This window comes from Myxococcus faecalis, assembly GCF_050039385.1.
In the GTDB taxonomy this organism is placed as follows: Bacteria; Myxococcota; Myxococcia; order Myxococcales; family Myxococcaceae; genus Myxococcus; species Myxococcus fulvus.
Genome location: NZ_CP144336.1, coordinates 4,179,134 through 4,203,640 on the forward strand (window position 1 = coordinate 4,179,134; position 24,507 = coordinate 4,203,640).

The 24,507-nt window shown below is 70.6% G+C and carries 16 protein-coding genes; 7 read left to right on the top strand and 9 right to left on the bottom strand.

From position 1 onward, the window contains the following. Positions 1-162: 162 nt before the first annotated feature. The gene (locus tag VZQ01_RS16575; protein WP_426748336.1) at positions 163-618 is read right to left on the bottom strand and encodes a hypothetical protein; all 456 of its coding nucleotides are present in this window, start codon (positions 616-618) and stop codon (positions 163-165) included. 149 nt (positions 619-767) lie between these two features. Next, a complete protein-coding gene (gene ettA, locus VZQ01_RS16580) occupies positions 768-2,447 on the bottom strand; it encodes an energy-dependent translational throttle protein EttA (protein ID WP_141327170.1) in 1,680 nt (559 codons plus the stop codon). 192 nt (positions 2,448-2,639) lie between these two features. Between ettA and VZQ01_RS16585 the strand changes: the two genes are divergently transcribed. From VZQ01_RS16585 to VZQ01_RS16600, 4 genes are all read left to right on the top strand, one after another. Beyond that, positions 2,640-3,023, top strand: a complete 384-nt coding sequence (locus VZQ01_RS16585; protein WP_223749829.1) for a hypothetical protein — start codon at positions 2,640-2,642, stop codon at positions 3,021-3,023. Positions 3,024-3,181: 158 nt separating this feature from the next. After that, positions 3,182-4,123, top strand: coding sequence for an ABC transporter ATP-binding protein (locus tag VZQ01_RS16590; RefSeq protein WP_223749828.1), 942 nt, complete (start codon positions 3,182-3,184; stop codon positions 4,121-4,123). 81 nt (positions 4,124-4,204) lie between these two features. Further along, the gene (locus VZQ01_RS16595) at positions 4,205-4,966 is read left to right on the top strand and encodes an ABC transporter permease (RefSeq protein ID WP_223749827.1); all 762 of its coding nucleotides are present in this window, start codon (positions 4,205-4,207) and stop codon (positions 4,964-4,966) included. Positions 4,967-5,065: 99 nt separating this feature from the next. Continuing rightward, on the top strand, positions 5,066-6,706 hold the full coding sequence (locus VZQ01_RS16600; RefSeq protein WP_223749826.1) for a serine/threonine protein kinase: 1,641 nt from the start codon (positions 5,066-5,068) through the stop codon (positions 6,704-6,706). Between the two features lie 26 nt (positions 6,707-6,732). On the opposite strand, the gene VZQ01_RS16605 is transcribed toward VZQ01_RS16600, so the two are convergent. From VZQ01_RS16605 to VZQ01_RS16620, 4 genes are all read right to left on the bottom strand, one after another. Continuing rightward, a complete protein-coding gene (locus tag VZQ01_RS16605) occupies positions 6,733-8,322 on the bottom strand; it encodes a carboxylesterase/lipase family protein (protein ID WP_223749825.1) in 1,590 nt (529 codons plus the stop codon). 366 nt (positions 8,323-8,688) lie between these two features. After that, positions 8,689-10,128: a M20 family metallopeptidase gene (locus VZQ01_RS16610; protein WP_426748971.1), complete on the bottom strand. Its 1,440-nt coding sequence runs from the start codon at positions 10,126-10,128 to the stop codon at positions 8,689-8,691. A gap of 169 nt (positions 10,129-10,297) precedes the next feature. Next, positions 10,298-12,139 (bottom strand): malto-oligosyltrehalose trehalohydrolase, encoded by a 1,842-nt coding sequence (gene treZ, locus VZQ01_RS16615; RefSeq protein ID WP_426748337.1) that lies wholly within the window; start codon positions 12,137-12,139, stop codon positions 10,298-10,300. 153 nt (positions 12,140-12,292) lie between these two features. After that, positions 12,293-12,790: a hypothetical protein gene (locus VZQ01_RS16620; RefSeq protein WP_426748338.1), complete on the bottom strand. Its 498-nt coding sequence runs from the start codon at positions 12,788-12,790 to the stop codon at positions 12,293-12,295. Positions 12,791-12,988: 198 nt separating this feature from the next. On the opposite strand from VZQ01_RS16620, the gene VZQ01_RS16625 reads away from it, so the two are divergent. After that, positions 12,989-14,134, top strand: a complete 1,146-nt coding sequence (locus tag VZQ01_RS16625) for an AAA family ATPase (RefSeq protein ID WP_223749821.1) — start codon at positions 12,989-12,991, stop codon at positions 14,132-14,134. A gap of 108 nt (positions 14,135-14,242) precedes the next feature. Continuing rightward, positions 14,243-14,626 (top strand): DUF5335 family protein, encoded by a 384-nt coding sequence (locus tag VZQ01_RS16630; RefSeq protein WP_046710694.1) that lies wholly within the window; start codon positions 14,243-14,245, stop codon positions 14,624-14,626. Between the two features lie 145 nt (positions 14,627-14,771). Here the strand turns inward: VZQ01_RS16630 and VZQ01_RS16635 are convergent, their stop codons facing one another. Further along, positions 14,772-15,590 carry a M57 family metalloprotease gene (locus tag VZQ01_RS16635; protein WP_223749820.1) on the bottom strand — a complete coding sequence of 273 codons (819 nt, stop codon included), beginning with the start codon at positions 15,588-15,590 and terminating at the stop codon, positions 14,772-14,774. A 478-nt stretch (positions 15,591-16,068) separates the two neighbouring features. On the opposite strand from VZQ01_RS16635, the gene cls reads away from it, so the two are divergent. Next, positions 16,069-17,523: a cardiolipin synthase gene (gene cls / locus VZQ01_RS16640; RefSeq protein ID WP_426748972.1), complete on the top strand. Its 1,455-nt coding sequence runs from the start codon at positions 16,069-16,071 to the stop codon at positions 17,521-17,523. A gap of 16 nt (positions 17,524-17,539) precedes the next feature. On the opposite strand, the gene VZQ01_RS16645 is transcribed toward cls, so the two are convergent. After that, the gene (locus VZQ01_RS16645) at positions 17,540-18,934 is read right to left on the bottom strand and encodes an MBL fold metallo-hydrolase (RefSeq protein ID WP_426748339.1); all 1,395 of its coding nucleotides are present in this window, start codon (positions 18,932-18,934) and stop codon (positions 17,540-17,542) included. A 456-nt stretch (positions 18,935-19,390) separates the two neighbouring features. Continuing rightward, the gene (locus VZQ01_RS16650) at positions 19,391-24,166 is read right to left on the bottom strand and encodes a DNA topoisomerase 3 (protein WP_426748340.1); all 4,776 of its coding nucleotides are present in this window, start codon (positions 24,164-24,166) and stop codon (positions 19,391-19,393) included. Between the last annotated feature and the right edge of the window lie 341 nt (positions 24,167-24,507).

Sequence of the window (24,507 nt, forward strand, 5' to 3'; positions counted from 1 at the left end):
AAGGTTCGGTCTGACTGAAATCAGCGTCGAGCACTCACGGGCGCATCAAGACGCCACAGCCAGCGACAGGTCCCGGCGACTCAATCCCACGACATTCAAAGTTTCCGACTTCAATGAATGTCACGAATGAGTCAAACCGGGACCGTCGCGGTGCCACGGGGGTTACTGGCAGTTCGCCGGCTCCTTGCACGAGTAGGTCCGGGTCACGCTGGCGCGGAAGCCATCCGTCCGGTTGGGGCCCAGCGGGATGCACTGGCCCAGGGTGTCGGAGATGTTGCAGCCGCCCGCCGGGCAGTTCGCCGCCACCGTGGAGGTCAGCAGCGTGCGCGCCTGGCTCATCGCCGCGCCGCAGGTGGCGCCCTCACCCGAGCGCGTCGCCGTGTAGCGCGTGCTCCCGCACGTACACGCGGGCGGGCAATAGGTGCGAATGCCATCACACTCCACCCAGCCGCCGTTGTCCGGGCTGGAGGTGCACGTGCTGCCCGCCGACGAGCACGTCACCGGAATCCCGCTCGGACAGGACTGCTCCACGCTGCACAGCGCCGCCTCGGAGGACTCGAGCGCGCCCTGCTCCTCGCTCGGATCCCCGGCGTTGCACGCCGTCAGTCCAAACATCACGACAGCCACCACACTCAACAGCCCACGGGTTCGAAGGTTCATGCGCCGGGACGCTAGAACCCCCCGTGAAGCCACATCAAGAACGGAAAGGTCTCCACACCCTCTCTACCAGGAGAGAGTGGGAGACCTTCCCACGCGCGGCCCGGCGCTCAGGACTTGGAGACGGGGCGGTAGCGGATGCGGTGCGGATTGAGGGCGTCGGGGCCCAGGCGCTTCTTCTTGTCCGCCTCGTAGTCCTCGAAGTTGCCCTCGAAGAAGAAGGCCTTGCTGTCCCCCTCGAACGCGAGGATGTGCGTGGCGATGCGGTCCAGGAACCAGCGGTCGTGGCTGATGACCACCGCGCAGCCCGCGAAGCTCAAGAGCGCGTCCTCCAGGCTGCGCAGCGTCTCCACGTCCAGGTCGTTCGTGGGCTCGTCGAGCAGCAACAGGTTGCCGCCGCTCTTGAGCATCTTCGCCAGGTGCACGCGGTTGCGCTCGCCGCCGGACAGGTCCTTCACGCGCTTCTGCTGGTCCTGGCCCTTGAAGGCGAAGCCCGCCAGGTACGCGCGGCTGGGCACCTGGCCCGCGCGGCCCAGGTCCAGGTGGTCCAGCCCGCCGCTGACCTCGTCGAACACGCTGTTGTCGCCGTTGAGCGCGTCGCGGCTCTGGTCCACGTAGGCCATCACCACCGTCTCGCCAATCTTCAGCTCGCCCGCGTCGGGCTTCTCCGTGCCCGTCATCATCCGGAACAACGTCGTCTTGCCCGCGCCGTTGGGGCCGATGACGCCCACGATGCCGCCCGGCGGCAGCTTGAAGCTCAGGTCGTCGATGAGCAGCCGGTCGCCGTACGCCTTGCGCAGGCCCTTGGCCTCCACCACCAGCCCGCCCAGGCGGGGCGCGGGCGGGATGATGACCTCGCCCGTGGCGTCGCGCTTCTCCTGGCCCTGGTTGAGCAGCTCCTCGTACGCCGCGATGCGCGCCTTGCTCTTGGCCTGGCGGGCCTTGGGCGACTGGCGCACCCACTCCAGCTCGCGCTTGAGCGTCTTCTGGCGGTGGCTCTCCGACTTCTCCTCCAGCTCCAGCCGCTTCTGCTTCTGGTCCAGCCAGCTGGAGTAGTTGCCCTTCCAGGGCACCCCCTCGCCGCGGTCCAGCTCCAGGATCCACTCGGCCGCGTTGTCCAGGAAGTACCGGTCGTGGGTGATGCAGACGATGGTGCCCTTGTACTCCTTGAGCGCCTGCTCCAGCCACGCGACGCTCTCCGCGTCCAGGTGGTTGGTGGGCTCGTCGAGCAGGAGCAGGTCCGGCTTCTCCAGCAGGATGCGGCACAGCGCCACGCGGCGCTTCTCACCGCCGGACAGCTTCGTCACGTCCGCGTCGCCCGGCGGCAGCCGCAGCGCGTCCATGGCCATCTCGATGGTGCGGTCCAGCTCCCAGCCGTTCACCGCGTCGATGGCGTCCTGCAGCCGGCCCTGCTCGGCCAGGAGCTTCTCCATCTCCGCGTCGCTCATGGGCTCGGCGAACTTCGCGCTGACCTCGTTGAAGCGGTCCAGCGAGGCGCGAATCTCCTTCAGGCCCAGCTCCACGTTGCCCTTCACGTCCAGCGACGGGTCCAGCTGCGGCTCCTGTGCCAGGTAGCCGACCTTCGCGCCCGGGTCCGGCTTGGCCACGCCGAAGAACTCCGTGTCCACGCCCGCCATGATGCGCAGGAGCGTCGACTTGCCGGAGCCGTTCGGACCGATGACGCCAATCTTCGCGCCGGGGAAGAACGACAGGTAGATGCCCTTGAGGATCTCCTTGCCGTTCTTGACCTTGCGCAGGTCCTGCATCGTGAAGATGAAATTCTGGGCCATCTGGGGCTTCCTGCTCTGAGCGGGTGGGGGCTCGCGGATACCAGGGTGGAACAACGCACTCAAGGCGAGAGCGTCCCGCCCCTCGGCGGAAGTCCACTGCCCGCCTCACCTTCCCCTCTCCACCCCGCCGTGCTTGGCTCCCAGGCTCATCGCGTCCGGCACCACGACCCACTTCGCCCCCCCGAGGTCGCCATGCGCCGCCTTCCCCTGTTCGCCGTCCCCCTGCTCCTGTGTGCCTGCCAAGGCCCCGAGGTCGCCCAGGACACGCCCGCCCCCACCCAGGGCGAGCAGCCTTTGACGACGCTCACCGGCACCATCCATTCCTGCAACATGCAGGGCTTCGGACGCCCCACCTTCACGTGCGAGGGCATCATCAGCGGCGGTACCCCGCCCTACGGCTTCAACTGGGTCGGCGTCAGCAACGCCACCATCCTCACCATGCTGCCCATGGGCGACGTGCTGTCGCGCGCCAACGGCCGCTGCACCGCCGGCCTCCAGGCCCACGTCCAGTACATCGTCTGGGACTCCGCGGGCGCCTCCGTCACCACGGACGTCTTCTTCCCCTGCACGGTGTGACAGGGCGCCCGGACGCGCGGTCCCTCTCCCGAGGGCGCAAGGCACGCCGCCTCCTCGCGGGGTGAGGGTCGACACGACACACCTCGTCATCCCCGGGCGCATGCGGGCTCTCACAAGCCAAGCGCCCAGCCATCGAAGGTGTTACACGAGGCGGCGCCATGTCGACCCCCACCCCCGCCCTGGAGCTCCAGGGACTCACCAAGCGCTACGGCGACTTCACCGCCTTGCAGCAGATGGACCTCACCATCCGGGCAGGGGAGATCTTCGCGCTGCTCGGCCCCAACGGCGCCGGCAAGACGACGATGATCGGCAGCGTGTGCGGCCTGGTCCGCAAGACGGCCGGCACCATCCGCGTCTTCGGCCAGGACCTGGACCAGGACAGCGTGGGCCCGCGCTACCAGGTGGGCCTGGTGCCGCAGGAGATCAACTTCGACCCGTTCTTCACCGTGGCGGAGTCCCTGCGCATCCAGCAGGGCTTCTACGGCCAGAAGCAGGACGAGGCCCGCGTGGACGAGGTGCTCACCGCGCTCAACCTCCAAGGCAAGAAGGACTCGCTCACGCGCGCCTTGTCCGGCGGCATGAAGCGCCGCCTGCTCATCGCCAAGGCCCTGGTGCACAAGCCCAGGCTGGTGTTCCTCGACGAGCCCACCGCGGGCGTGGACGTGGAGCTGCGCCGCGACCTCTGGACGTACGTGCGCAAGCTGGCCTCCGAGGGCACCACCATCGTCCTCACCACCCACTACCTGGAGGAGGCGGAGGAGCTGGCCGACCGCGTGGGCATCATCAACGAGGGCCGCCTGCTCATGGTGGAGGACAAGGCCACGCTCTTGCGCCGCTTCGGCGAGAAGCGCGTCGTCGTCAGCTTCACCGAGCCGCAGTCCAGCCTGTCGGAGGCCGCGCGCCGCTTCACCTCGCGCCTGTCCGAGGACGGCCGTTCGCTCACCTACGTCGAGCGCGAGGGCGCCGCCCCCGCCGGGGACTTGCTGCGCGTGCTGTACGCGGAGGGGCTCCCCATCGCCGACGTGGAGACGCGCCGCTCGCGCCTCGAGGATGTCCTCCTGGAAGTGCTCCGCGGTCGTCCCTCGCCCCAGGCCGCCTGACCCCACCCCTTTCTCGCGCCCGCCCACGAGGACGCGCCTTCCCAAGGCGACGCCTCGGGGCCGCGCCGCCATGACACCACCATGAACGTCCTCGGGATGCAGACGCTGTTCGTGAAGGAGGTCCGGCGCTTCATGCGCGTGCCGGGGCAGACGGTCCTCTCTCCGCTCATCAGCACCACGCTGTATTTCATCGTCTTCGGCTACTCCATCTCCGGCCGCGTCGCCGAGGTGGAGGGCTCGCCGTACCTGCACTTCATCGTGCCGGGCCTGGTCTTCCTCGGCATCGCCAACAACGCCTTCCTCAACAGCTCCTCGTCGCTGTTCATCACGAAGATCCAGGGCACCGTGGTGGACCTGCTCGTGGCCCCGCTGGGCCCCGGCGAGCTGATGGCGGGCTTCATCGGCGGCGCCATGGTGCGCGGCCTCGTCGTCGGTGGCCTCACCTGGGCCGTGGCCGGCCTGTTCACCGGCTTCAGCCTGGAGCACGCGTGGGTGGCCGCCTACTTCCTGCTCATCGCCTCCTACGTCTTCAGCGTGCTGGGCCTGCTCGCTGCCGTGTGGGCGGAGAAGTTCGAGCAGATCAACTTCTTCCCCACCTTCGTGATGTTGCCCCTCACGTTCCTGGGCGGCGTCTTCTATTCGGTGCGCGAATTGCCCGCGCCCTGGAGCACCATCAGCCTCTTCAACCCCATGGTCTACATGGTGGAGGGGCTGCGCTACGGCATGCTCGGCAAGAGCATGTTCTCCCCCGCGCTGGGCGCCGGAATCCTCGCGGGCGTCGCGCTGGTGGCCACCGCCGCCGTTTACTTCGTGCTCCGTTCGGGCTACCGGATGAAGGCATGAGACCCACCCGGACCTTCACCCCATTCCGTCAATGTGGGGTGACAGACGACTGGCCATTTCCCGCACGGTGAGAAAGGGAGATATCCTCCCGGACACATCATGGCGGTGCCATTCGGTAAGTACGAGTTGCTGCGGAAGATTGCGTCGGGCGGAATGGGCCAGGTGTTCCTGGCCCGTGAGCACGGCACGGGATTCGAGCGGCTGGTGGTCCTCAAGCTCATCCTCCCGCACCTCGCGGAGGACGATGAGTTCTTGTCCATGTTCCTGGACGAGGCCGGGCTGGTGGCCCGTCTCACCCACCCCAACCTCATCACCATCCTCGACCTGACGCAGATTGAAGGGCGTCACTGTCTCGCCATGGAGTACGTCCAGGGCGACGACGTGCGGCGGCTGGAGAAGTTCTCCCGGACCCAGGGCAAGCCCCTGTCGGTGGGCCTCATCCTGCGCATCATCGCGGACGCGGCCGCGGGGCTGCACTACGCGCACCAGGCAAGAGACCCACAAGGCCGGCCCATGCGGCTGGTGCACCGCGACGTGTCCCCGCAGAACATCCTGGTCGGCTTCGACGGCGGGGTGAAGGTCATCGACTTCGGTGTGGCCAAGGCGGCCACCAGCAGCGCCAACACCGCCACGGGTGTGCTGAAGGGGAAGTACCCCTACATGTCCCCGGAGCAGGCGAGCGGCCTGGCCATCGACGCGCGCAGCGACTTGTTCGCCCTGGGCGTGGTGATGTGGGAGCTGCTCACCGGCAAGCGGCTGTTCAAGGGCGACTCCGACCTGATGACGCTGCGGCTGGTGAAGGACTGCCAGGTGCCCAGGCCCTCGCAGCTGAACCCCAAGCTGCCACCGGGGCTGGATGAGGTGGTGCTCAAGGCCCTGGCGCCCACGCCCGAGGAGCGCTACCCGGACTGCGGCGCGTTCCGGCTGGCGCTGGAGGACTACGCGCTCAACCTGCGGCTGCCCACGAGCAGCGCGCACCTGTCCGCGTACCTGCGCGAGCTCTACAACGAGCGCATCTCCACGGAGACGGACCCGGCGAAGCTGGACCAGCTGGCCGAGGACGCGGACCTGGACTCGCGCTCCAACTCGTCGTTGAGCGGCGTGGGCCCCTCCGCGCAGGGCGCGCGCACGTCGGCCTCGCGCCAGCAGCGCAACGTCACGCCGGGCACGCGCTCGCGTCAGGCCGTGGCCGCCGCGGTGGGCGGGCCGGTGGTGCAGGACCGCACGCGGGGCACCTCGCCCATGGAGCGCGTGGTGGAGCCCAGGCGCGTGCCGTGGGTGCCCGTCATCGTCGTGAGCGCGGCCCTGCTGGTGGCCGGCGCCGCCATCGTCTTCCTGCGCGGCCCCGCGAGCGTCACCCCGCCGACGGAGAAGCCGCCCGTGCAGGCCGTGGTGGTGGAGCCGGAGAAGCCGCCCGCGCAGCCCACGAAGCCGCCGCCCGTGGAGCCGGTGAAGACGGTGGAGCTGCCCGTCATCACCGAGCCGCCCGGCGCCACGGTGAGCATCGCCGGCGAGGAGCGCGGCGTGACGCCCATGAAGCTGGCGCTGGAGAAGGGCGCGCCCATCGTGTCGGTGACGCTCGCGCTCGCGGGCTACGAGCCGGTGACGCGCGAGGTCTCCGCCGCGGACGACGAGCTGCGCCTGGAGCTGCGGCGCCAGGGCGGCAAGTCCCCTGGCACCACGAAGCGGCCGCCCGGGGGCACCCCGAGCGGCAACCTGGGCATCAAGACGGGCCGCTGACGGCCCGCCTCATCCCCGCGTGAAACTCAAGGGGTGGCCTGGGGCCGCCCCTTGCTCTTCGCGGCGGTGGAGGTGGCGCCCTTCGAGCCGCCCGCGGCCCCCCGAGGCATCGCCGGGGGCTTGGGCTTGGCGAAGGCATCGATGAGGGGGATGCACAGCGTGGCCACGTCGAGGATGGCCTTGTCGAAGTCCGTCTCCGCCGTCACCGTGGGCGCGAGCCGCAGCAGCCGGTCCGCCTCCTGGGTGTGCTCGTGCCAGTCGACGCCGCCCACGCTCCCCGGCTTCTCGTCGCGCGCGAAGCGGACGATGGCGTCGAGCATGTGGCCGGCCCAGGCCCTGTCCTTGTCATTCATGAACCCCTGGTTCGGCGGGCCCAGCTCCGTCGTCCCGAGGAAGAACGGAATCTCCTGGCCGTGGGGCACACCGTTCGGGCTGCGGGGGCGCAGCATCTCCGCGGTGTAGTCGAAGGCGTAGCGCCACACCGGGTTGCCGCGGGACGCGTGGAGCGTGGCCAGGTAGCGCGGCAGCACGGCGAACACGAAGTCGCGACACATCCTCCGGCCAATCTCCCGGTCCCCCAGCTGCTTTCCGTACAGCGCGCGAACCGTGTCCGCGAGCCCGCCGAGCTTCTCCAGGATGGTGCCCGGGTCGATGCCGAAGGAGGCCACCACGCTGGAATCATCGCTGGTGTTGCCGATGACGAGCGGCAGGTCCAGCTGCTCCCCGGCCAGGAAGGTCTCCCGGATGCCCAGGGGCAGCACGGAGTCCCCCGCGATGGGGCAGGGGGCGTTGTTCACGTCCGACGGCAGCGGCCAGAAGCGCTCCGCGGGGAGGGCCCGCAGCTTCTCCATGGAGACCTCGTGCCAGTCCAGGCCCAGCCGCTGGGCGGTGGCCTCGCCGCAGTATCTCGCGTCCGCCAGGGGCTTCTCCGCGAGCACATACGAGCTCATGGCCACGCCCCGGTGGAACAGGTCCCGGCCGCGCATGAGCGGTGAGCAGTAGAGGGCCAGCACGCTCTTGGCGCCCGCGGACTCGCCCATGAGGGTGACATTGCCGGCGTCCCCGCCGAACAAGGCGATGTTGTCCTTCACCCACTCCAGCGCGAGCATCTGGTCCAGGAGCCCGAAGTTGGCGGGGCCGTTCGGCTGCTCTTCCTGCAGCTTCGGGTGCGCGAAGAAGCCCAGGTGGCCCAGGCGGTAGTTGAGGGTGACGACCACCACGTTCTTCATCGCCAGCGGCGAGCCGTCGTAGGCCTCGAAGCGCGAGGCGCCGAGCACGAAGGCGCCGCCGTGGAGCCACACCACCACGGGCAGCTTCGCGTCCGCGTCCAGCTTCGGCGTCCAGACGTTGAGGTGCAGGCAGTTCTCGTCCGGCTCCCCGGGGTCCCCGCCGCCGGACTCGATGCAAGCCTGCCTCGACTGCATGGAGGCCGGGCCGTACTCGGATGCATCCAGGATGTGACGCCACGGCTGGGCCCGCTGCGGCGCCCTCCAGCGCAGGTTGCCCACCGGCGGCTGCGCGTAGGGAATCCCCTTGAAGACGAAGACCGGGCCCTCCACCAGACCCTGCACCTGCCCTTCCTTCGTGCTGACCACGGGCGACCTGCTGGCGTTCATTCGCTTGGCTCCGTTGCTTGGATGACTGTCCATTCGGGTGAAAAGACACACGCCACCAGACTCCGACGAGACCGCTGCTCGTCGGGAAGCACGGACCCGAACGCCGTGAATCCATCTGGATGCGCGGGCCGGGTGATAGGACTTCGGGACAATCCCTCGCAACCACGCATCCACGCGTGTCTCGTGGAACGGGCGCTGGAAGACAGACACACCTCGACGCCCCTCCCCCGGGTCGGAGGCGGATGTCTCGGTGGATGTATCGATGCGCCCTGGAGTCGGCGTGGGACGGGCTTCGCGAGGCGGGCCCCGCACCGCCGCTCCCAGGTGCGGGGAGCGGCGGGGGCCACGCGCCGGCGGAGGCGGGGCCTAGCGCTGGAAGTGGTCCGCGATGACGCTGGCCACGCAGCAGGTGAGCTTCTTGCCGGTGGGGATGTGCAGGAACTCGTTGGGGCCGTGCGCGTTGCTGCCCGGGCCCAGCAGGCCGGTGATGAGGAACTGCGCCTCCGGGAAGCGCTCGCCCAGCATGCCCATGAAGGGGATGGTGCCGCCCTCGCCCATGGCCATGGCGGGCCGGCCGAAGTACGTGCCGGACGCGGACTCCACCGCGCGCGACAGCCAGCTGGCCAGCGGCGGCGCGTCCCAGCCGATGCTGGCCTTGTCACCCTCGAAGGACACCTTGGCCTGGTACGGCGGGTCCTGCTCCAGCGCGTCCTTGAGCGCCTTCTGCGCCGCCTTCGGCTCCAGGCGCGGGGGGATGCGCATGGACAGCTTCACCGTGGTGAAGGGCCGCAGCACGTTGCCCGCGCTCTGCAGGGGCGGCAGGCCGTCCACGCCCGTCACCGACAGCGCCGGACGCCAGGTGCGGTTGAGCACCAGCTCCGCGCCGTCCTCGGACATGGGCTTCATGCCGGACACCCAGGGGAACTTGCCGAAGACCTCCTCGCCCAGCACCTTCGCCGCGGCGCTCGCCTGCTCGCGGCGCTCCTTCGGAATCTCCACGTGCAGGCCGTCCACCTTCACGCGGCCCGTGGACTCGTCCTCCACGCGCGAGAGCACCTGGCGCAGCACGCGGAAGCTCGACGCCACGATGCCGCTGGCGTCACCGGAGTGCACGCCTTCGGTGAGCACGTCCACGCGCAGGTTGCCGGCCACCATGCCGCGCAGCGACGTGGTCATCCAGAGCTGCTCGTAGTTGGCGCAGCCCGAGTCCAGGCACACCACCAGCGACGGCTTGCCGATGCGCGGCGCCAGCGCCTCGATGTACGCCGGCAAATCGTAGCTGCCGCTCTCCTCGCACGCCTCGATGAGGATGACCGTGCGCGCGTGGCCCACGCCCTGCTCGCGCAACAGGCGCAGCGCCGCCAGGGACGCGAACGCGGAGTAGCCGTCATCCGCGCCGCCTCGGCCGTAGAGCTTGTCGCCCTCGCGCACGGGGGTCCACGGCGTCAGGCCCTCGCGCCAGCCCGTCATCTCCGGCTGCTTGTCCAGGTGGCCGTACATCAGGACGGTGTCGTCGCCCTTCGTGCCCGGCACCTCCATGTAGATGACCGGCGTGCGCTCCGCGCCCTGCTCGTTCTTGAGGCGGATGACCTCCAGCGTGAGGCCGGGCAGGTGCGGGGCCTGCGCGCGACACCACTCCACGATGAGCTGCACCGCGGCTTCCATGTGTCCGGCCTTCACCCAGTCCGGGTCGAAGGCGGGCGACTTGTTCGGGATGCGGATGTAGCGCTCGAGCGCCGGGAGGATCTCCTTCTCCCAGATGCGGTCGGAGGACTCGGTGGCGGTCTGGACGTTCAGGACGTTCATGGCCGCGATGCTGAGCACGGCGGGGCCCCCCTGTCGACACCGGCAAGCCCCCTGGGGAGCCCACGACGCGCCGCCCTGATGGGGCCCATCGGCGCGCCTGACACCCTCCCCCGCCCGCACGGGAAGCACCGCGTCAACGCGCGGCGCCCCGGTGGGACTTCACGGGCGGTCAGCCTTGCTTCGCGTCCGCGGACCGCACGATGACGGCGCCGGGGCCACGGAGCCGGAGCGTGTCGCCCACGAGCGGCGAGGCCGCCACGTCCCCGCCGAAGCGCGGCGCGTCGCTCCACAGCACCACCTGGGCGTCGGCGGGCACCGCGTGCTCCACCTCGCCGCGCAGGGCCACCAGCACCTGGAGCACCTGGCCTCCGCCGCGCCGCTCCAGCACCAGCGCGTCCGGGCCCACCGCGCGAGCGTCATAGGTGCCCCGGCGCGCGTCCGTGAGCGTGGGATCCGAGGCACGCAGCGCGAGCAGCTCGCGGTACAGGGCCAGCACGCCCGCGTGCTCGGGCCGCTGGGCCTCGCTCCAGTCGAGCCGGGAGCGCGTGAAGGTGTCCTGGGCCTGCGGGTCGGGGACCTCCTCGCCCGCGAAGCGCGAGAAGCCGGCGAACTCGCGACGGCGTCCCTCCGTGACGAGCCGCCCCAGCTCCGCGTGGTGGTCCGTGAAGTAGAGGAACGGCGTGCTCGCGTTCCACTCCTGGCCCATGAAGATGAGCGGCGTGTACGGCGACGCGAGCAGCAGCGTGCTCATGGCGCGGAAGGCCGCCGGGGACACGTCGTGGCCCAGTCGCTCACCCAGGGGGCGGTTGCCCACCTGGTCATGGTTCTGGATGCAGTACACGAAGCGCCACGGCTCCAGGCCCTCCGCCTTCGTGCCGCGCGCGTGGCCCAGGTTCTTCGACGGCTGACCCTCGTAGAACCAGCCCCGCACCAGCGTGCGCGCCAGGTCCTCCGCGCTGCCCGTGTAGTCCTGGTAGTAGCTCTCCGAGTCCCCCGCGAAGGCGCGGCGCATCTGGTGATGGAAGTCATCCGCCCAGACGCCGTCCAGGCCGTGGCCACCCTCGGATGCGGGCAGCATCAGCTTGCGCTCGTTGCGCTCGTCCTCGGCGATGAGCACCACGCGGCGGCCCGGGGCGCTGGCGCGGGCCCGCTCGGAGATTTCGGTGAGCAGGTGCGGCGTGCCGTCGTCGACGATGGCGTGCGCCGCGTCCAGCCGCAGGCCGTCCAGGTGGTAGTCGCGAATCCACATCTCCACGTTGGAGAGCACCATCTCCCGCACGAAGCGGCGGTGCTCGCCGTCGTAGTTCACCGCGTCGCCCCACGGCGTGTGGTGGCGCCCGGTGAAGTAGTGCGGCGAGAAGGCCCGCAGGTAGTTCCCGTCCGGACCGAAGTGGTTGTAGACGGCGTCCAGCACCACCGCGAGCCCCGCGGCGTGCGCGGCGTCCACCAGGCGGCGCAGCCCCTGGGGCCCTCCGTACACCTGGGCCGGCGCGAAGAGGTCCACGCCGTCGTAGCCCCAGTTGTGCCGGCCGGGGAAGCTGGCCACCGGCATCAACTCCAGCGCGGTGATGCCCAGTTGCTGGAGCTGGGGCAGCCGGGGGATGAGCGCCTCGAAGGTGCCCTCGGGCGTGGCGGTGCCCACGTGCACCTCGTAGAGGACGAGCGAGCGGGGCTCCACGCCCTTCCAGCCCGCGTCCGTCCACGCGAAGTCCGCCGTCACCACCTCGGACGGGCCATGCACGCCCTCCGGCTGCGAGCGCGACCACGGGTCCGGGAAGGGCCCCTCCCCATCCACGCGCAGCTTGTAGCGCACGCCCGCGCCCTGGCCCTCCAGCACCGCGCCGAAGCAGCCGTCCGCCTCGGGCGTCATGGACAGCTCGCGTCCCGGCGCGCCCTTCGCGTCGAACAGCACCACGTCGACCCGCTGGTGGCCAGGGGCCCAGACACGCCAGCGCACCCGGGGGCCCGCCTCCACCCATGCGCCCAACGAAGGGGTTTGCGACGTCTTCACGTTCCGCGTCTCCGAGAGAGCACCCATGAGGGGCCTCCCTGTAATGCGCTCGCGCCTGCCTGGGGAGCACTTGCGCGCGTGGATGTCCGACCCGTCCCGCGCGGATGTTCACGGGTGGGCGTTCCCGCCCGGCGCGGGGGCTCCCCGCTCGCCTCAGTGCAGCGTGGGCTCGCGGTGCAGGAGGAAGGGGATGACGAGGTGGCGCACCAGCGGCAGCTCCAGGTGCGTCATCGCCAGCAGCGTGTGCCCCTCCAGCCAGCGCACCTCGTCCACGAAGGGACGCCACTGCCAGCCGGCCCCACGCGGGTACTCCACCTGGAGCGAGGCGCGTCCGTCCACGCGAGAGACGCCGTCGCGCAGCACCAGCGGCACCGAGCGCGAAAGCCCCCCCTCGCGCCGCACCAGGTTCACCCCGTCGCGCCCTCCCGCCGCGAAGTCCTTGCCCCACCAGCCACGCAAGCCCAGCAGCCCCAGCCCCTGTCGCACCAGGCCCTGGAACCAGGCGGGCCCCAGCAGCTCTCCCCGGTAGCGCCCCGGCAGCGTGTCGCGCGCGGGGGTGGGGAGGGTGCGGAACAGCGCTCGCCACTCCCCGTACCGGCGCGGCTGGGTCACGGGCACGAGCGAGGGCAGGGACAGGGATGGGAGGCTCATTCCCCCACGCTATGCAGCCGGACGCCCCGCGCCCGCGCGCACCTGCCCGTCCGCCCTCCCGGGGGCTGGGCGCCGGGCCCTGCCGCTCGGGAGGGGGCTCGAGCTCGCCGGGCTGCTTGTGGACACCCCGGAGCGCCGGGATGATGCGGCCTCTCGGGTCCGGGGTCCTCCGGCCCGACGCCCCCGGAGCCATCCTCGATGACTGTCGTCCGCCATGGCCTGGAGCCCCGGCCCTCTCCCCGCGGCGAGGATGTCGTCGAGCGGGTCGCCGCCATCGAGGTCCTGTCCCCGCGCGAAATCGACGCGCGCCTCACGGACCTGGGCTACCGCGGCCAGCCCGAGGCGCGCCGCGCCGCGTCCGTGCTCGCCTACCGCCACCTGCGCCGCATCCGCCGCCTCCACCTGGAGGGGCTCGCCCCCGAGCCGGGCCTGCGGGAGAACTGCCTGTTCCTGGGGCCCACCGGCTCCGGCAAGACGTTCCTCGTGGAGCTGCTCTTCCGCGAAATCCTCGCGGTGCCCACGGTGCTCGCGGACGCCACCCAGTTCTCCGAGACGGGCTACGTGGGTGACGACGTCAACACCCTGCTGTCGCGCCTGTACGAGGCCGCCGACCGCGACACCGAGTGGGCCGCGTGCGGCGTCATCTGCATGGACGAGTTCGACAAGCTCGCCACCAGCCGCTCCGACAGCCGCTTCGCCGGACAACAGACGACGAAGGACGTCAGCGGCTTCGGCGTGCAGCGCAGCCTCTTGCATCTGTTGTCCGCGGCGCACGCGGACTTCCCGCCAGACTTCGGCTTCACCAGCCGGATGCCGCCGGACTCCATGGAGATGGCGTGTGTCACCTTCATCGCCTGCGGCGCGTTCAGCGGCCTGCGCGCGACGGCGGAGGGCATGGCGCGCACCGAGCGGCTCGGCTTCGGCCGCGAGCCCCGCCGCGAGCCCGAGGAGTCCATCGCCACCGCCGTCACCCAGGAGCAGCTGGAGCAGACCACCGCCTTCGCCCGCTACGGCTTCATCCCGGAGCTCATCGGCCGCTTCAACCGCCTGGTCTCCTTCACCCCGCTGGACGCGGCCACGCTGGGCGACATCCTCCAGCAGAACGTGCTGCGCGCGTACGAGCGCGAGTTCGAGCAGGAGGGCCTGCGCCTGCACGTGGAGCCGGCCGTGCGCGAGCACGTGGTGGCTGGCGCCCTCAAGCGCGAGACGGGCGCGCGCGGCCTGCGCACCACGCTGGCGCCGCTCTTGGAGCAGGCGGCCTACGAGCACTTCGGCCGCCCGGACGCGGCCTCCACCGTGCGGCTGGTGCTGGAGGGCGACCGGGTGCGCTCCTGCACGGAATAGCGCCCGACGCTCCCTCCCCCACCGAGCGGGGAACCGGGTCCGGCCTCCATCCCGCCCGCACGCACCTTACGGTTTGAGCGGGAACACGAACACCGGAGGGTCGCACACATGGCGCACACGGACCACACGCGAGAGATTCCCCGGGAGGGCTGGGCGGACTATCTGGCCCTGCTCAGCAACATGGAGAAGGAGCAGCCCGTCCGCATCGAGGTGGAGGGGATGGAGCTGGGAGACCAGCCGCTCGCCTCGGGGCTGCCGTTGGTGGAGATCAGCCTGGAGGAGAAGGGCAGCGACCGGGGCGTGGTGGAAATCATCGTCGGCGGCCCCGGCGGCGAAATCACCCACCGCATCCAGAAGCCGGACCACATCTACGCGGACGAGAGCGAGAGCGGCGAGCTGGAGTGCCTCGACATCGAGAGCAGCGAGGACAACACCAAGACGCTCATCTACTTCGGCCAGGCCACCACGGCCGGCGCGCGCAAGATGGACTGAGCCTGGGAGGGCGCCCCCCCGCGCCCATATCAGAAAGGCCGGAAGGCACCCCCCTCCGCGGGAGAAGGAACCTTCCGGCCTGTGGCCTTCACCCGTCCCCGCCGTCACGACGGGGATGGGGGTCGGCCGGTGCTTCAAGCGCGAATCACGGGTACAGCGCGCGGGCGCCCTGCTTGTCCAGGGTGGTGAGGATGAGGTCGCCCGTCTGGGTGCCGTTGCACTGCGGGTAGTGCATGACCGAGGAGCGGTCGTAGGACGTCAGCGCGCGCCAGTTCGCGTCCTCGTAGCAGGAGCCGTTGACGCGCGTGTGCTCGTGGCGGAAGCCCAGCACGTGGCCCAGCTCGTGGCGCAGGATGCCCGCCAGCGTCCAGGGCGCGATGCTGCCGAAGGCCGTGTTGTCCACGAGCACGTTGCGGCCCGAGCGGCCCGAGTTCGGGAAGAACGCGCGCGCCAGGTACTGGCCACCGGAGTTCACCGGACGCACGTCGAAGAGCACGCCCGTCTGGGACGCGGTGCAGCTGGCGTCGTAGCTGGTGCTGTGCGTGAAGTTCACGCTGGCGGTGGCCTCCCAGGCCGCCGTCGCGCTGTTCATCGCCGTCACCATCTTCGCCTTGTTGGTGGTGCCGAAGGTGTTGCTGATGCAGTACGTCAGGTTGCCCTTCTGCGCGGAGCTCCACTTGATGTCGCCCGCCGCGGTGCCGCCGCTGTTGTACACGGCCAGCCCGTTCTGGGTCTTGCCATGGTCCGCGACCACGTTGTTGTCGTAGTAGGCGCGCAGCTCCTCCTCGCTGTCCACGGCCTGGTCCATGTCGAAGATCCACTTGCCTTCCGGATCCTGCACGGCGCCCGCCTTGAACTCCTCCCACGTCATCTTCGGCGCCAGCGTCTCGGCGCTCTCGGGACCACACGCGGAACCCAGGAGCGTCACACCAGCCAGCAGCGCCATGGAGCGGAACTTGAGCATCGGTCTTTCCTCGGAAACACACGACTGCGGGGGATGCGCCGCCCCACCTGGTCCCTCCACCAGCCGCGGCAACGGCGCGCCCCGGCCTTGAGCAACTGTCGGGCCAACGACGCTCACATAGCTGGATAGACTGCTTTTCAAGCACAAACTGGATAGTCAGCGCTCCAGGTCAAAACAGACCGACTGTAAATGGGCCTGACAAAGTCCGGTGGAAGTCGGCGCGCCTGTGAGGGTTTTCGTTTCGCGCCGGGACTGTTCGGGAATCAGACGGATCTGTCTGCGAATCAGTCAGTCGCCCAGGGGCTGTCGGAAACCGGGTCAGGGTTTCCCCGCACACGCTTGGGGGCGCAATCAGCCACGCACCATGCAATCACCGCCGGGGCGCGTCAAGCAGCTGCGGCGCGGCGGACAGCTCGCGGCGCGCCGCGCCGTGGCGTCGTGTATAGCCGAAGGCGTCGTGGGCCCTCTTCCGTTCGACATGGCGTGGTGGTTGTCCTGGCTGGAGGCGGTGTGGCCGCACCTGGCGGCGGGGCTGACGGTGCTGGTGAGCGTGCTGGCCAGCGCGCACGTGGTGCTGCACAAGCGGGACGTCCGCGCGGCGGTGGGCTGGGTGGGGCTGGTGTGGCTGGTGCCGGTGCTGGGCGCGGCGCTGTACCTGGTGCTGGGCATCAACCGGATTCGACGGCGCGCGCGCTCGCTGACGCCCCGGCGCGGGCACGGGATGTTCCCGCCCATCCGCGGCGTGGAGGCGGTGGTGGCCGAGGGCGTGTCCCGGGTGAAGCCGGAGGCCGCGCACCTGGCGCCCCTGGCGCGGCTGGGGGACGCGGTGCTGCACCGGCCGCTGTTGCCGGGCAACCAGGTGACGGTGCTCGAGTCCCGCACGGACGCGTACCCCGCCATGCTGGAGGCGATTGCCCGGGCGAGGACGTCCATCTCGCTGTGCAGCTACATCTTCGACAACGACGTGGCGGGCCGGCACTTCGCGGGGGCGCTGGGTGAGGCGGTGCGGCGTGGGGTGCAGGTGCGGGTGCTGGTGGACGCGGTGGGCGCGCGCTACACGTGGCCGACCATCCTGGGGCGGCTCGCGCGTGAGGGGGTGACGGCCGCGCGCTTCCTGCCCTCGCTGATGCCGTACCGGCTGCCGTTCATGAACCTGCGCAACCACCGCAAGATATTGGTGGTGGACGGACAGGTGGGCTTCACCGGGGGCATGAACATCCGCGAGCACTTCTGGCCGGGGGAGCAGGCCGCGAGGGACTTGCACTTCAAGCTGGAGGGCCCGGTGGTGGCGCAGTTGCAGGAGACCTTCGCCGAGGACTGGGTGTTCACCACGCGCGAGCGGCTGAGCGGGGACGCGTGGTTCCCGGAGCAGCAGTCGGCGGGGGCGGTGCTCGCGCGGGTGGTGCCGGACGGGCCGGACGAGAACTTCGAGACGCTGCGCACGGTGCTGCTCGGGGCGCTGTCCACCGCGCGGGCGTCGGTGCGAATCGTCACACCGTACTTCCTGCCGGACGCGTCGCTCATCACCGCGCTCAACGTGGCGGCGCTGCGCGGGGTGAGGGTGGACGTGGTGCTGCCCAGGAAGGGCAACCTGCCGGTGGTGCAGTGGGCGAGCACCGCGCAGCTCTGGCAGGTGCTGGCGGACGGGTGCCGGGTGTTCCTCACCGAGCCCCCGTTCGACCACACCAAGCTGATGGTGGTGGATGGCGAGTGGGGCCTCATCGGCTCGGCGAACTGGGACCCGCGCTCCTTGCGGCTCAACTTCGAGCTGAACGTGGAGTGCTACGACGCCGGGCTGGCCCGGCGCCTGGATGCGGTGGTGGACGAGCGGCTGTCGCGCGCGCGTCCCCTCACCCGGGAGCAGGTGGACGCGCGGCCCCTGCCCATCCGGTTGAGGGATGGGCTGGCGCGGCTGTTGTCCCCGTACCTCTGAAGCGACGCGCGCCGCGCTACAGCAGCACGCGGCGCACCTTCCAGAAGGCCTCCTTGGCGGTGCGGAAGGCCTGCGAGTCCGGCGGCAGGAACGAGCGCAACAGCTCCGCCGACTGCGTCTGGAGCGGCCGCACGCAGTGCGCCTCCACCTGGCCGCGCAGGAAGCCCACCGGGTCCCTGCGGCGGTACTCGGAGAAGTACGTGCGCAGCTCGTTGCGCGTGCGCGCCTTGCCGTTGTCCGCGTACTTGGCCACGTAGGGGCTGAAGTCGGGGTAGAGCCGGCCCTCGCCGAAGTCGCCGTGCAGCGTCGTCTTCATGAAGTTGCCGATGAGCAGGTCATCGAAGACGCGGTAGCGCACCGCGGTCATCAGCGAGTGGCGCGGGGCCTCGAAGGTGATGCCCCGGCGGAAGCGGCGGCGGTGGAACTCGATGACGTGGTCCTGGCCGCCCACGCGGAAGCGCAGGAAGTCCAGCACCGAGCCCAGGTGCTCGATGGCGCCGAAGTACTCGCGCAGCATGCGGGACTCGTCGGCCTCGAGCATCTCGCCCCAGTCGTCCCCGAACTCCTTCGGGTCCACGGGCGTCAGCGCGCGCTCGGTGGGGCGGATGAGCCGCACGTCGTCCTGGGCGAAGTCCACCTGGACGAAGGCGGGCAGGAGCGAGCACGTCGGGGACTCGAAGCCGCGCGAGTAGTCCTCCAGCGTGGTGGTGTACTCGGAGGCCCAGATGCTGTCGGCGCGCTGGTACTTGTGCATGGAGCTGAAGGGCACGAAGTAGCGCGCGCCGTAGAACTCCGCCTGCCGGGCGATGGTGCGCCCCACGGGCGTCTTCGCCGCGGCGTAGGGCGCGATTCGCTGCCCGTCCTCGGTGAAGTAGTTGATCATGTCCGCGTCGCCGTAACCGGACAGGGCCAGGAGGTAGGACTGGTCATACCGGCGCACCAGGCCGCGCACGAAGCGGCCCCAGCCCCGGTCTCCCGCGTCGTTGAGGTTGACGAGCAGCCGTCCGCCCACGTCGACGAGCAGCACCGCGTCCTGGTTCATGTCGGGGATGCACATGACGCGGATGCGCGGCGACAGCTGCGTCCACACGCGGTCCACCAGCACGTGCACGTTGAAGCCCTGCTCGCGCAGGTCATCGCGGATGCGGCCGCCGAAGTGGTTGGGGACCAGGATGGTCAATTCGCGCAGCTTCTCCAGGGACTCGGGGCTCAGGTGGTCCGGGTGTCCGTGGGACAGCCACGCGTACTGGCAGCGCTGGATGGTGTCGCGCTGCTCTTCGGGAATGTCGTGGGACAGGGTCCAGCTGCCGAAGTACGCGGCACCGTGAGTCCACGGGTCGGTCACCAGCACCGGTCCGTTGTCGTGGCAGATGAGTGTGGCGTTTCCGATTGTCTCGAATCCGAGTTCCATCTTCCGCTCCCCCCTCAGGCCCGCGCGGTTGCTCGCCATCGCGGTCACAGGCCGGAAGGTGACGCGCAACGGGGGAGAGACCCACTGCCCCCGCGTGCAGCGAAAAGGACTGCACGCCCGGCAGGCTGCCCGAGGCCCGGTGGAAGGGAAGATGTTTTCCCCGGGCACGGCGTCGGGCACGCCCTCCCGCGGAGCCGGAACGGCACGGACACGGCGCGATGGAGCCTCGCGAGGGGTCGCCGCGCGCGAGGGACACACCGTCACGGGTGACAAGTGCACGGCGCGGGCGGACGGGTCGACCGCCCTCGCGTGAGAGGAGGCAGCCACCCGCGTCCACGTCGACGATGTTCGCGAGTGGAGACACCAGGGCCTCCCGGTTCGAGACATGGCTCGGGAGGGGCGCGGCGCTTGGAGCAGGCACCCAGGCGCGAGCCCCGCTCCGAGCGTGGGCGTCCCTCAGCGCTTGCGAGCCACGAGCGAGAGAATCTGGGAGCCGTAGCGCTCGGTGAGCGCGGGCCCCACGCCGTGGACGGCCATCAGCGCGGCGCCGTTCTCCGGCCGCGCGGCGGCGATGGCGCCCAGCACCCGGTCCGTGAGGATGCGGAACGCGGGCACCTTGCGCTTGCGCGCCTCGGCGAGCCGCCACGCCTTCAGCGCATCCACGAGCCCCGCGGGGGCCTCCTCCTGCGTCACCCCACGGCTCCGCGAGGAGCGAGCCCCCCGCGACACGGGCTCCTCGGGGGTGCCTCGCCCCACGGGGATGCGAGACTCGGGAGACAGCGCGGTCCTGGACGCATTCCATGAGGAGCGCTGCTCGAAGTCGTCCGAGGGAGAGGAGGCCCGCCACTGTCGGCCGCCGGCCTCGCTCCGACTGGAGCCCGCGCGCTTCTTCGTCGCGCGTCTGGTCGTCTTCCCGCGCTTCTTCTTGGACGCCTTCTCCAGCGCCAGCGGCAGGAAGACCTGCTGCGGGTCCACCACGCGCGTGCGGCGGCCCTCGTCCGTCAGCGACAGGCGCTGGAAGGAGATGACCTGGCCGTCCTTGTCGAACGAGTCGACCTCCAGCCGCGTCAGCCCCGCGCGCACCAGCCCCCCCACCAGTCGCTCGAAGTCACGCCGGGGCAGCGCATCCCCGAACAGCTCGCGGTGGAGTCGCCCGGTGGCCTGTCCATCCCGCTCCTGGAGGGACTCCAGGATGCGCTCGAGCCAGTGGCGCTCGGACGCCGACGGCTCGGCGAAGCGCAGCGTGGCGCACGACTCGGGCGAGCACACGTCACACAGGCCGCACGCCTCACCGGAGTCCTGGGTGTCACCGAAGTGAGAGACCAGCTGCTTCATCCGGCAGCCATGGGCCTCCGCGTAGCGCCCCATCTGCTCCAAGTGCAGCAGCTTGCGCTCACGCTGGGCGTTGTACGCCGCGGACCAGTTGGGACGTCCGCGCCGCACCGTCTCGTCGGGTGTCATCACCACGCCGCCGTGAATCCAGAGCTGTTCGAGCGCCTTGTCGAACACCTCCGGGTCCGTGCGCACGCGGCCCTGGAGCGACGGCTTCGGCTCGGGCTCCAGCGCCGTGGACTGGAACAGGCGCTCCAGGACGTACGCCTCGGGGTAGTCGCGCTTGTGGAAGAACTCGTGCGTGCGCCGGTCGATGTACGAGTGCAGCAGCACGGCGCGAGACGGCTTCCCGTCACGGCCCGCGCGCCCCAGCTCCTGGTAGTAGCCCTCCAGGCTGGCCGGCAGCGCGGCGTGGATGACGGTGCGGACATCCGGCTTGTCGATGCCCATGCCGAAGGCCGTGGTGGCGACGATGACCTCCAGCGAGCCCCCGAGGAACTCCGCCTGGACCTTGTCGCGGTCTCCCGGCGGCAGGCCCGCGTGGTACGCGGCCGAAGGGAAGTCGCCCGCGAGCAACTCCGCGAGCTGCTCGGCGTGCTTGCGCGTGGCCGCGTAGACGATGGCGGGCCGGTTCTCCTCGTCCTGGAGCAGCCCGTGGATGGCGTCTCCGCGAGCGCCGGGGTTCAGCTCGCGCACCTCGATGGCGATGTTGGTGCGGCGGAAGCCGTGGATGAAGGTGCGCGCCTTGCCTCCCGCGCCCAGCAGGCCGAGCTGCTGCACGATGTCCCGCTGCACGTCCGGCGTGGCGGTGGCGGTCAGGGCCACCACGGGCGCGGGACGCAGCAGGGGCAGCCGCGCGCCGAGCAGCCGGTAGTCGGGACGGAAGTCGTGGCCCCACTGCGAGATGCAGTGCGCCTCGTCGATGGCGATGAGCGTGGGAGGGCGCCGCGCGAGGAACTCCACGAAGCCCGGCACGCCGAGTCGCTCCGGCGCGATGAACAGGAAGTCGAGCTTCCCCTCCAGGTAGTCGAAGCACACCTGTCGCGAGGTGGCGCGGTCCCGGCCGGAGTGGATGCGGTCCGCCGCGAAGCCGAGCGACTGGAGCCGCAGCACCTGGTCCTCCATCAACGCGATGAGCGGACTGACGACGATGGTCGTCCCCGCCCGCGCCAGACCCGGGAGCTGATAGCAGAGCGACTTGCCCGCGCCCGTGGGCATGACGAGCAGCAGGTCCTCGCCCGCCGTGGCCGCGCGGCACACGGCCTCCTGGTACGGACGGAAGTCGGAGAAGCCGAAGGCCTCCTTCAGGAGCGGTCGGAGCCGGTCCGGAGGCGTGGGAGCGCGAGGGACACGCTCCGGGCGGCCCCCCGTCGACACGGAGACACCGCCCCGTGAGGAGCCCGGCCCACGAGACACGCCCGTGTTGAACGCGCCCTGAGCGCTCGTCCGACGAGGCGCCGACACCACGGCTGCTTCCGAGAACCCTGCACTTTGTGAGGAGCGCGAGCCGGCTGAGGCCTCCGCGCGCCAGGCCCCTCCACCGTCGGCGGCACCACCGGGCGAAGTGCCTCGCGCCGTGCGACGAGCAGGCTCCAGCTCCGAGGAGCCACCGCCGAACGAGGCGGGAGTTCCAAGCGAAGCGTTGCGCGGAGAGCCACGGCCTGCCGTCGCGAAGTCGCCTCCACGTGAGGCCTCATCCCTCGATGCGCCAGTGAACGAGTCCGTCGAGGTACGTCGTGCGCCACCGGGCGCGTCCGAGGTGCCCTGTGAGAACGAGGTCTCCGCACGATGCTCCGTCCCCATCGCGCCGCCCCACCCTCCAACCCCACCCTCGTGAGCCACCGGCCCACCGCGCCCACCCGGGACACCGGCGCGCACCGGCCCCGAGGGCCCCTGCCCCACCACCTCGATGACGTACTTCTCGATGCCCCGGATGAACTCGTCGAGCTGCCCTTCGCCCCGCTCGATGCGCTGGAGCCACGCTTCCCACTGGCCCGTCATCGCCGGCGTCTTCACGTCCGGGTGCACCACGTGGATGAGGTTCAGCCCCTTCTCCGTCGCCTCCAGCACCTTGCCCTTGCGGACCAGGTACTCGCGGTCCAGCAGCACCTCGATGATGGCCGCGCGCGTGGCGGGCGTCCCCAGCCCCGTCTCGCGCATCGCCTCCGCCAGCTCCTTCTCGTCCAGCAGCCGACCCGCCGTCTCCATCGCCGTCAGCAACGTCGCGTCCGTGAAGCGCGGCGGCGGACGCGTGCGCTTCTTCACCGCCTCCACGTCCTCCACCGTCTGCGGCTGCCCCCGCGCCAGCCCCGAGGGCAACGACTGCGAGTCATCCTCCGGCTCCGCCTCCTCGTCCCCCTTGCGCGCGTCCGACTTCGGCTTCGGCGCCTTCTTGCCCCCGCCGATGTCCAGCACCTTCCAGCCGATGCGCTCCACCTGCGTGCCCGTGCTCTGGAAGCGGTCCACCACCGGCACCGCGCTCTTCGGCCCGGGCGACGTCACCGCCGTCACCACCGTGGTGACGCGCCACACATGGTCCTCGTGCCACGCCTGCAACAGGCGCCGGCACACCAGGTCGTAGATGCGCTGCTCGTCCGAGGACAGGCGCAGCCCGTGCGGCGACGTGGGCGTGGGGATGATGGCGTGGTGGTCCGTCACCTTCCCATCATCCACGTAGCGCCGACCCAGCGGACGCACGCCCGTGCCCGGCGCCAGGTCCTCCTCGTAGGGCCCGCGCACCGTGCCCACCACCTCCGGCAGCGTGTCCGCCACCGTCTGCGACAGGTGCCGGCTCGACGTGCGCGGATAGCTCAAGAGCTTGTGCTTCTCGTAGAGCGCCTGCGCCACCTCCAACGTGCGCTGCGCGCTGAAGCCATACAGCCGGTTCGCGTGGCGCTGCAGCTCCGTCAAGTCGTAGAGCAGCGGAGGCGCCATCTTCTTCTCCTCCGCCTCCAGCGATTCGATGGTCGCCTGCCCCCGCTTCACGCGGTCGATGATGGCCTGGGCCTCCACCCCGTCCGCGTCCAGCCGGCGCGCCTCGCGCACGCCCTCCATCCCCGGAGGAATCACCGGCTTGCCATCCGGCCCCGAGCGGAACCACGTCCCGTCGTACCGCGCGCCCGGCGCCACGTCCTTGCTCCGGGGCGCGAAGGTGGCCACCACCTCCAGGTAGTCGCGGGGCACGAAGTTGCGGATGGCCCACTCCCGCTCCACCACCATGGCCAGCGTGGGCGTCTGCACCCGCCCCACGCTCAACATCTCCCCCTGCCCGCCATGCGCCAGCGTGTACAGGCGCGACAGGTTCATCCCCACCAACCAGTCCGCCCGGCTGCGCCCCATCGCCGCCGCCGCGAGCGGCTCGTACTCCCGCCCGTCCTTCAGCTTCTGGAAGCCGTCCCGGATGGCCCGCTCCGTGAGCGACGACACCCACAGCCGCCGCACCGGCTTGCGACACCCCGCCGCCTCGTAGATGTAGCGGAAGATGAGCTCGCCCTCGCGGCCCGCGTCCGTGGCGCACACCACCGCGCCCACCTCCGGCGAGGTCAGCACCCGGCGCACCACGTCGAACTGCGAGCGCGTCTGCTCGGAGACCACCAGGGGCCAGCCCTCCGGCAGCATCGGCAGGAGCGCGCGGCTCCACTTCTTCCAGTCCGGCCTTATCTCGTGCGGCTGCGCCAGGCCCACCAGGTGGCCGATGGCCCACGTCACCACGTAGCCGTTGCCACGCAGGAAGCCGTCACCCCGCTCCTGCGCGCCCAACACCCGCGCGATGTCCCGCGCCACGGCTGGCTTCTCCGCCAACACCGCCAGCAACGACGAGCGCCCCGCGCCCCGCGCCGCCGCGCCCTCCCCACCTCGCCTGTCCTCGCCGGGCACCTGGCCCATCGCTTCCCACCTCATGAAACCTGTCCCCTCCCGCCGCCCAATACCCGGGACATCCGCCCCAGGCACACGTCGCAACCGTCTTCCCTACCGCGTCAGGCTGACATGGCCAGCCCCTCACTGTCCCTACCCACGACGCCCGCTCGCCCCTCCGCCAGTCGAGGCGGACCCTCTCACTCCACCCACCCACCTCCCAGGTCTCCCTCCACTCCGGGTGGAACCCACCACGTTCGTCCCGCCGCCAGCCCTGCCGACAAGCTGGCGCGTTCGCGCAAGCATTTGGCGCTAGCGCGGAAAACTCGTTCCACGGACTGAGCCAGTATGCCCTGGTCGACACACGCCACGGAGCGTGTGGCCGG

Excerpts from the sequence above, each read along its gene's own strand:
- VZQ01_RS16600 (WP_223749826.1), top strand. The coding sequence starts at position 5,066 with ATGGCGGTGCCATTCGGTAAGTACGAGTTGCTGCGGAAGATTGCGTCG.
- VZQ01_RS16605 (WP_223749825.1), bottom strand. The coding sequence starts at position 8,322 with ATGAACGCCAGCAGGTCGCCCGTGGTCAGCACGAAGGAAGGGCAGGTG.
- VZQ01_RS16595 (WP_223749827.1), top strand. The coding sequence starts at position 4,205 with ATGAACGTCCTCGGGATGCAGACGCTGTTCGTGAAGGAGGTCCGGCGC.
- VZQ01_RS16630 (WP_046710694.1), top strand. The coding sequence starts at position 14,243 with ATGGCGCACACGGACCACACGCGAGAGATTCCCCGGGAGGGCTGGGCG.
- VZQ01_RS16620 (WP_426748338.1), bottom strand. The coding sequence starts at position 12,790 with ATGAGCCTCCCATCCCTGTCCCTGCCCTCGCTCGTGCCCGTGACCCAG.
- VZQ01_RS16610 (WP_426748971.1), bottom strand. The coding sequence starts at position 10,128 with ATGAACGTCCTGAACGTCCAGACCGCCACCGAGTCCTCCGACCGCATC.
- VZQ01_RS16645 (WP_426748339.1), bottom strand. The coding sequence starts at position 18,934 with ATGGAACTCGGATTCGAGACAATCGGAAACGCCACACTCATCTGCCAC.
- VZQ01_RS16635 (WP_223749820.1), bottom strand. The coding sequence starts at position 15,590 with ATGCTCAAGTTCCGCTCCATGGCGCTGCTGGCTGGTGTGACGCTCCTG.
- cls (WP_426748972.1), top strand. The coding sequence starts at position 16,069 with ATGGCGTGGTGGTTGTCCTGGCTGGAGGCGGTGTGGCCGCACCTGGCG.
- ettA (WP_141327170.1), bottom strand. The coding sequence starts at position 2,447 with ATGGCCCAGAATTTCATCTTCACGATGCAGGACCTGCGCAAGGTCAAG.
- VZQ01_RS16625 (WP_223749821.1), top strand. The coding sequence starts at position 12,989 with ATGACTGTCGTCCGCCATGGCCTGGAGCCCCGGCCCTCTCCCCGCGGC.
- VZQ01_RS16650 (WP_426748340.1), bottom strand. The coding sequence starts at position 24,166 with ATGAGGTGGGAAGCGATGGGCCAGGTGCCCGGCGAGGACAGGCGAGGT.
- VZQ01_RS16585 (WP_223749829.1), top strand. The coding sequence starts at position 2,640 with ATGCGCCGCCTTCCCCTGTTCGCCGTCCCCCTGCTCCTGTGTGCCTGC.
- VZQ01_RS16590 (WP_223749828.1), top strand. The coding sequence starts at position 3,182 with ATGTCGACCCCCACCCCCGCCCTGGAGCTCCAGGGACTCACCAAGCGC.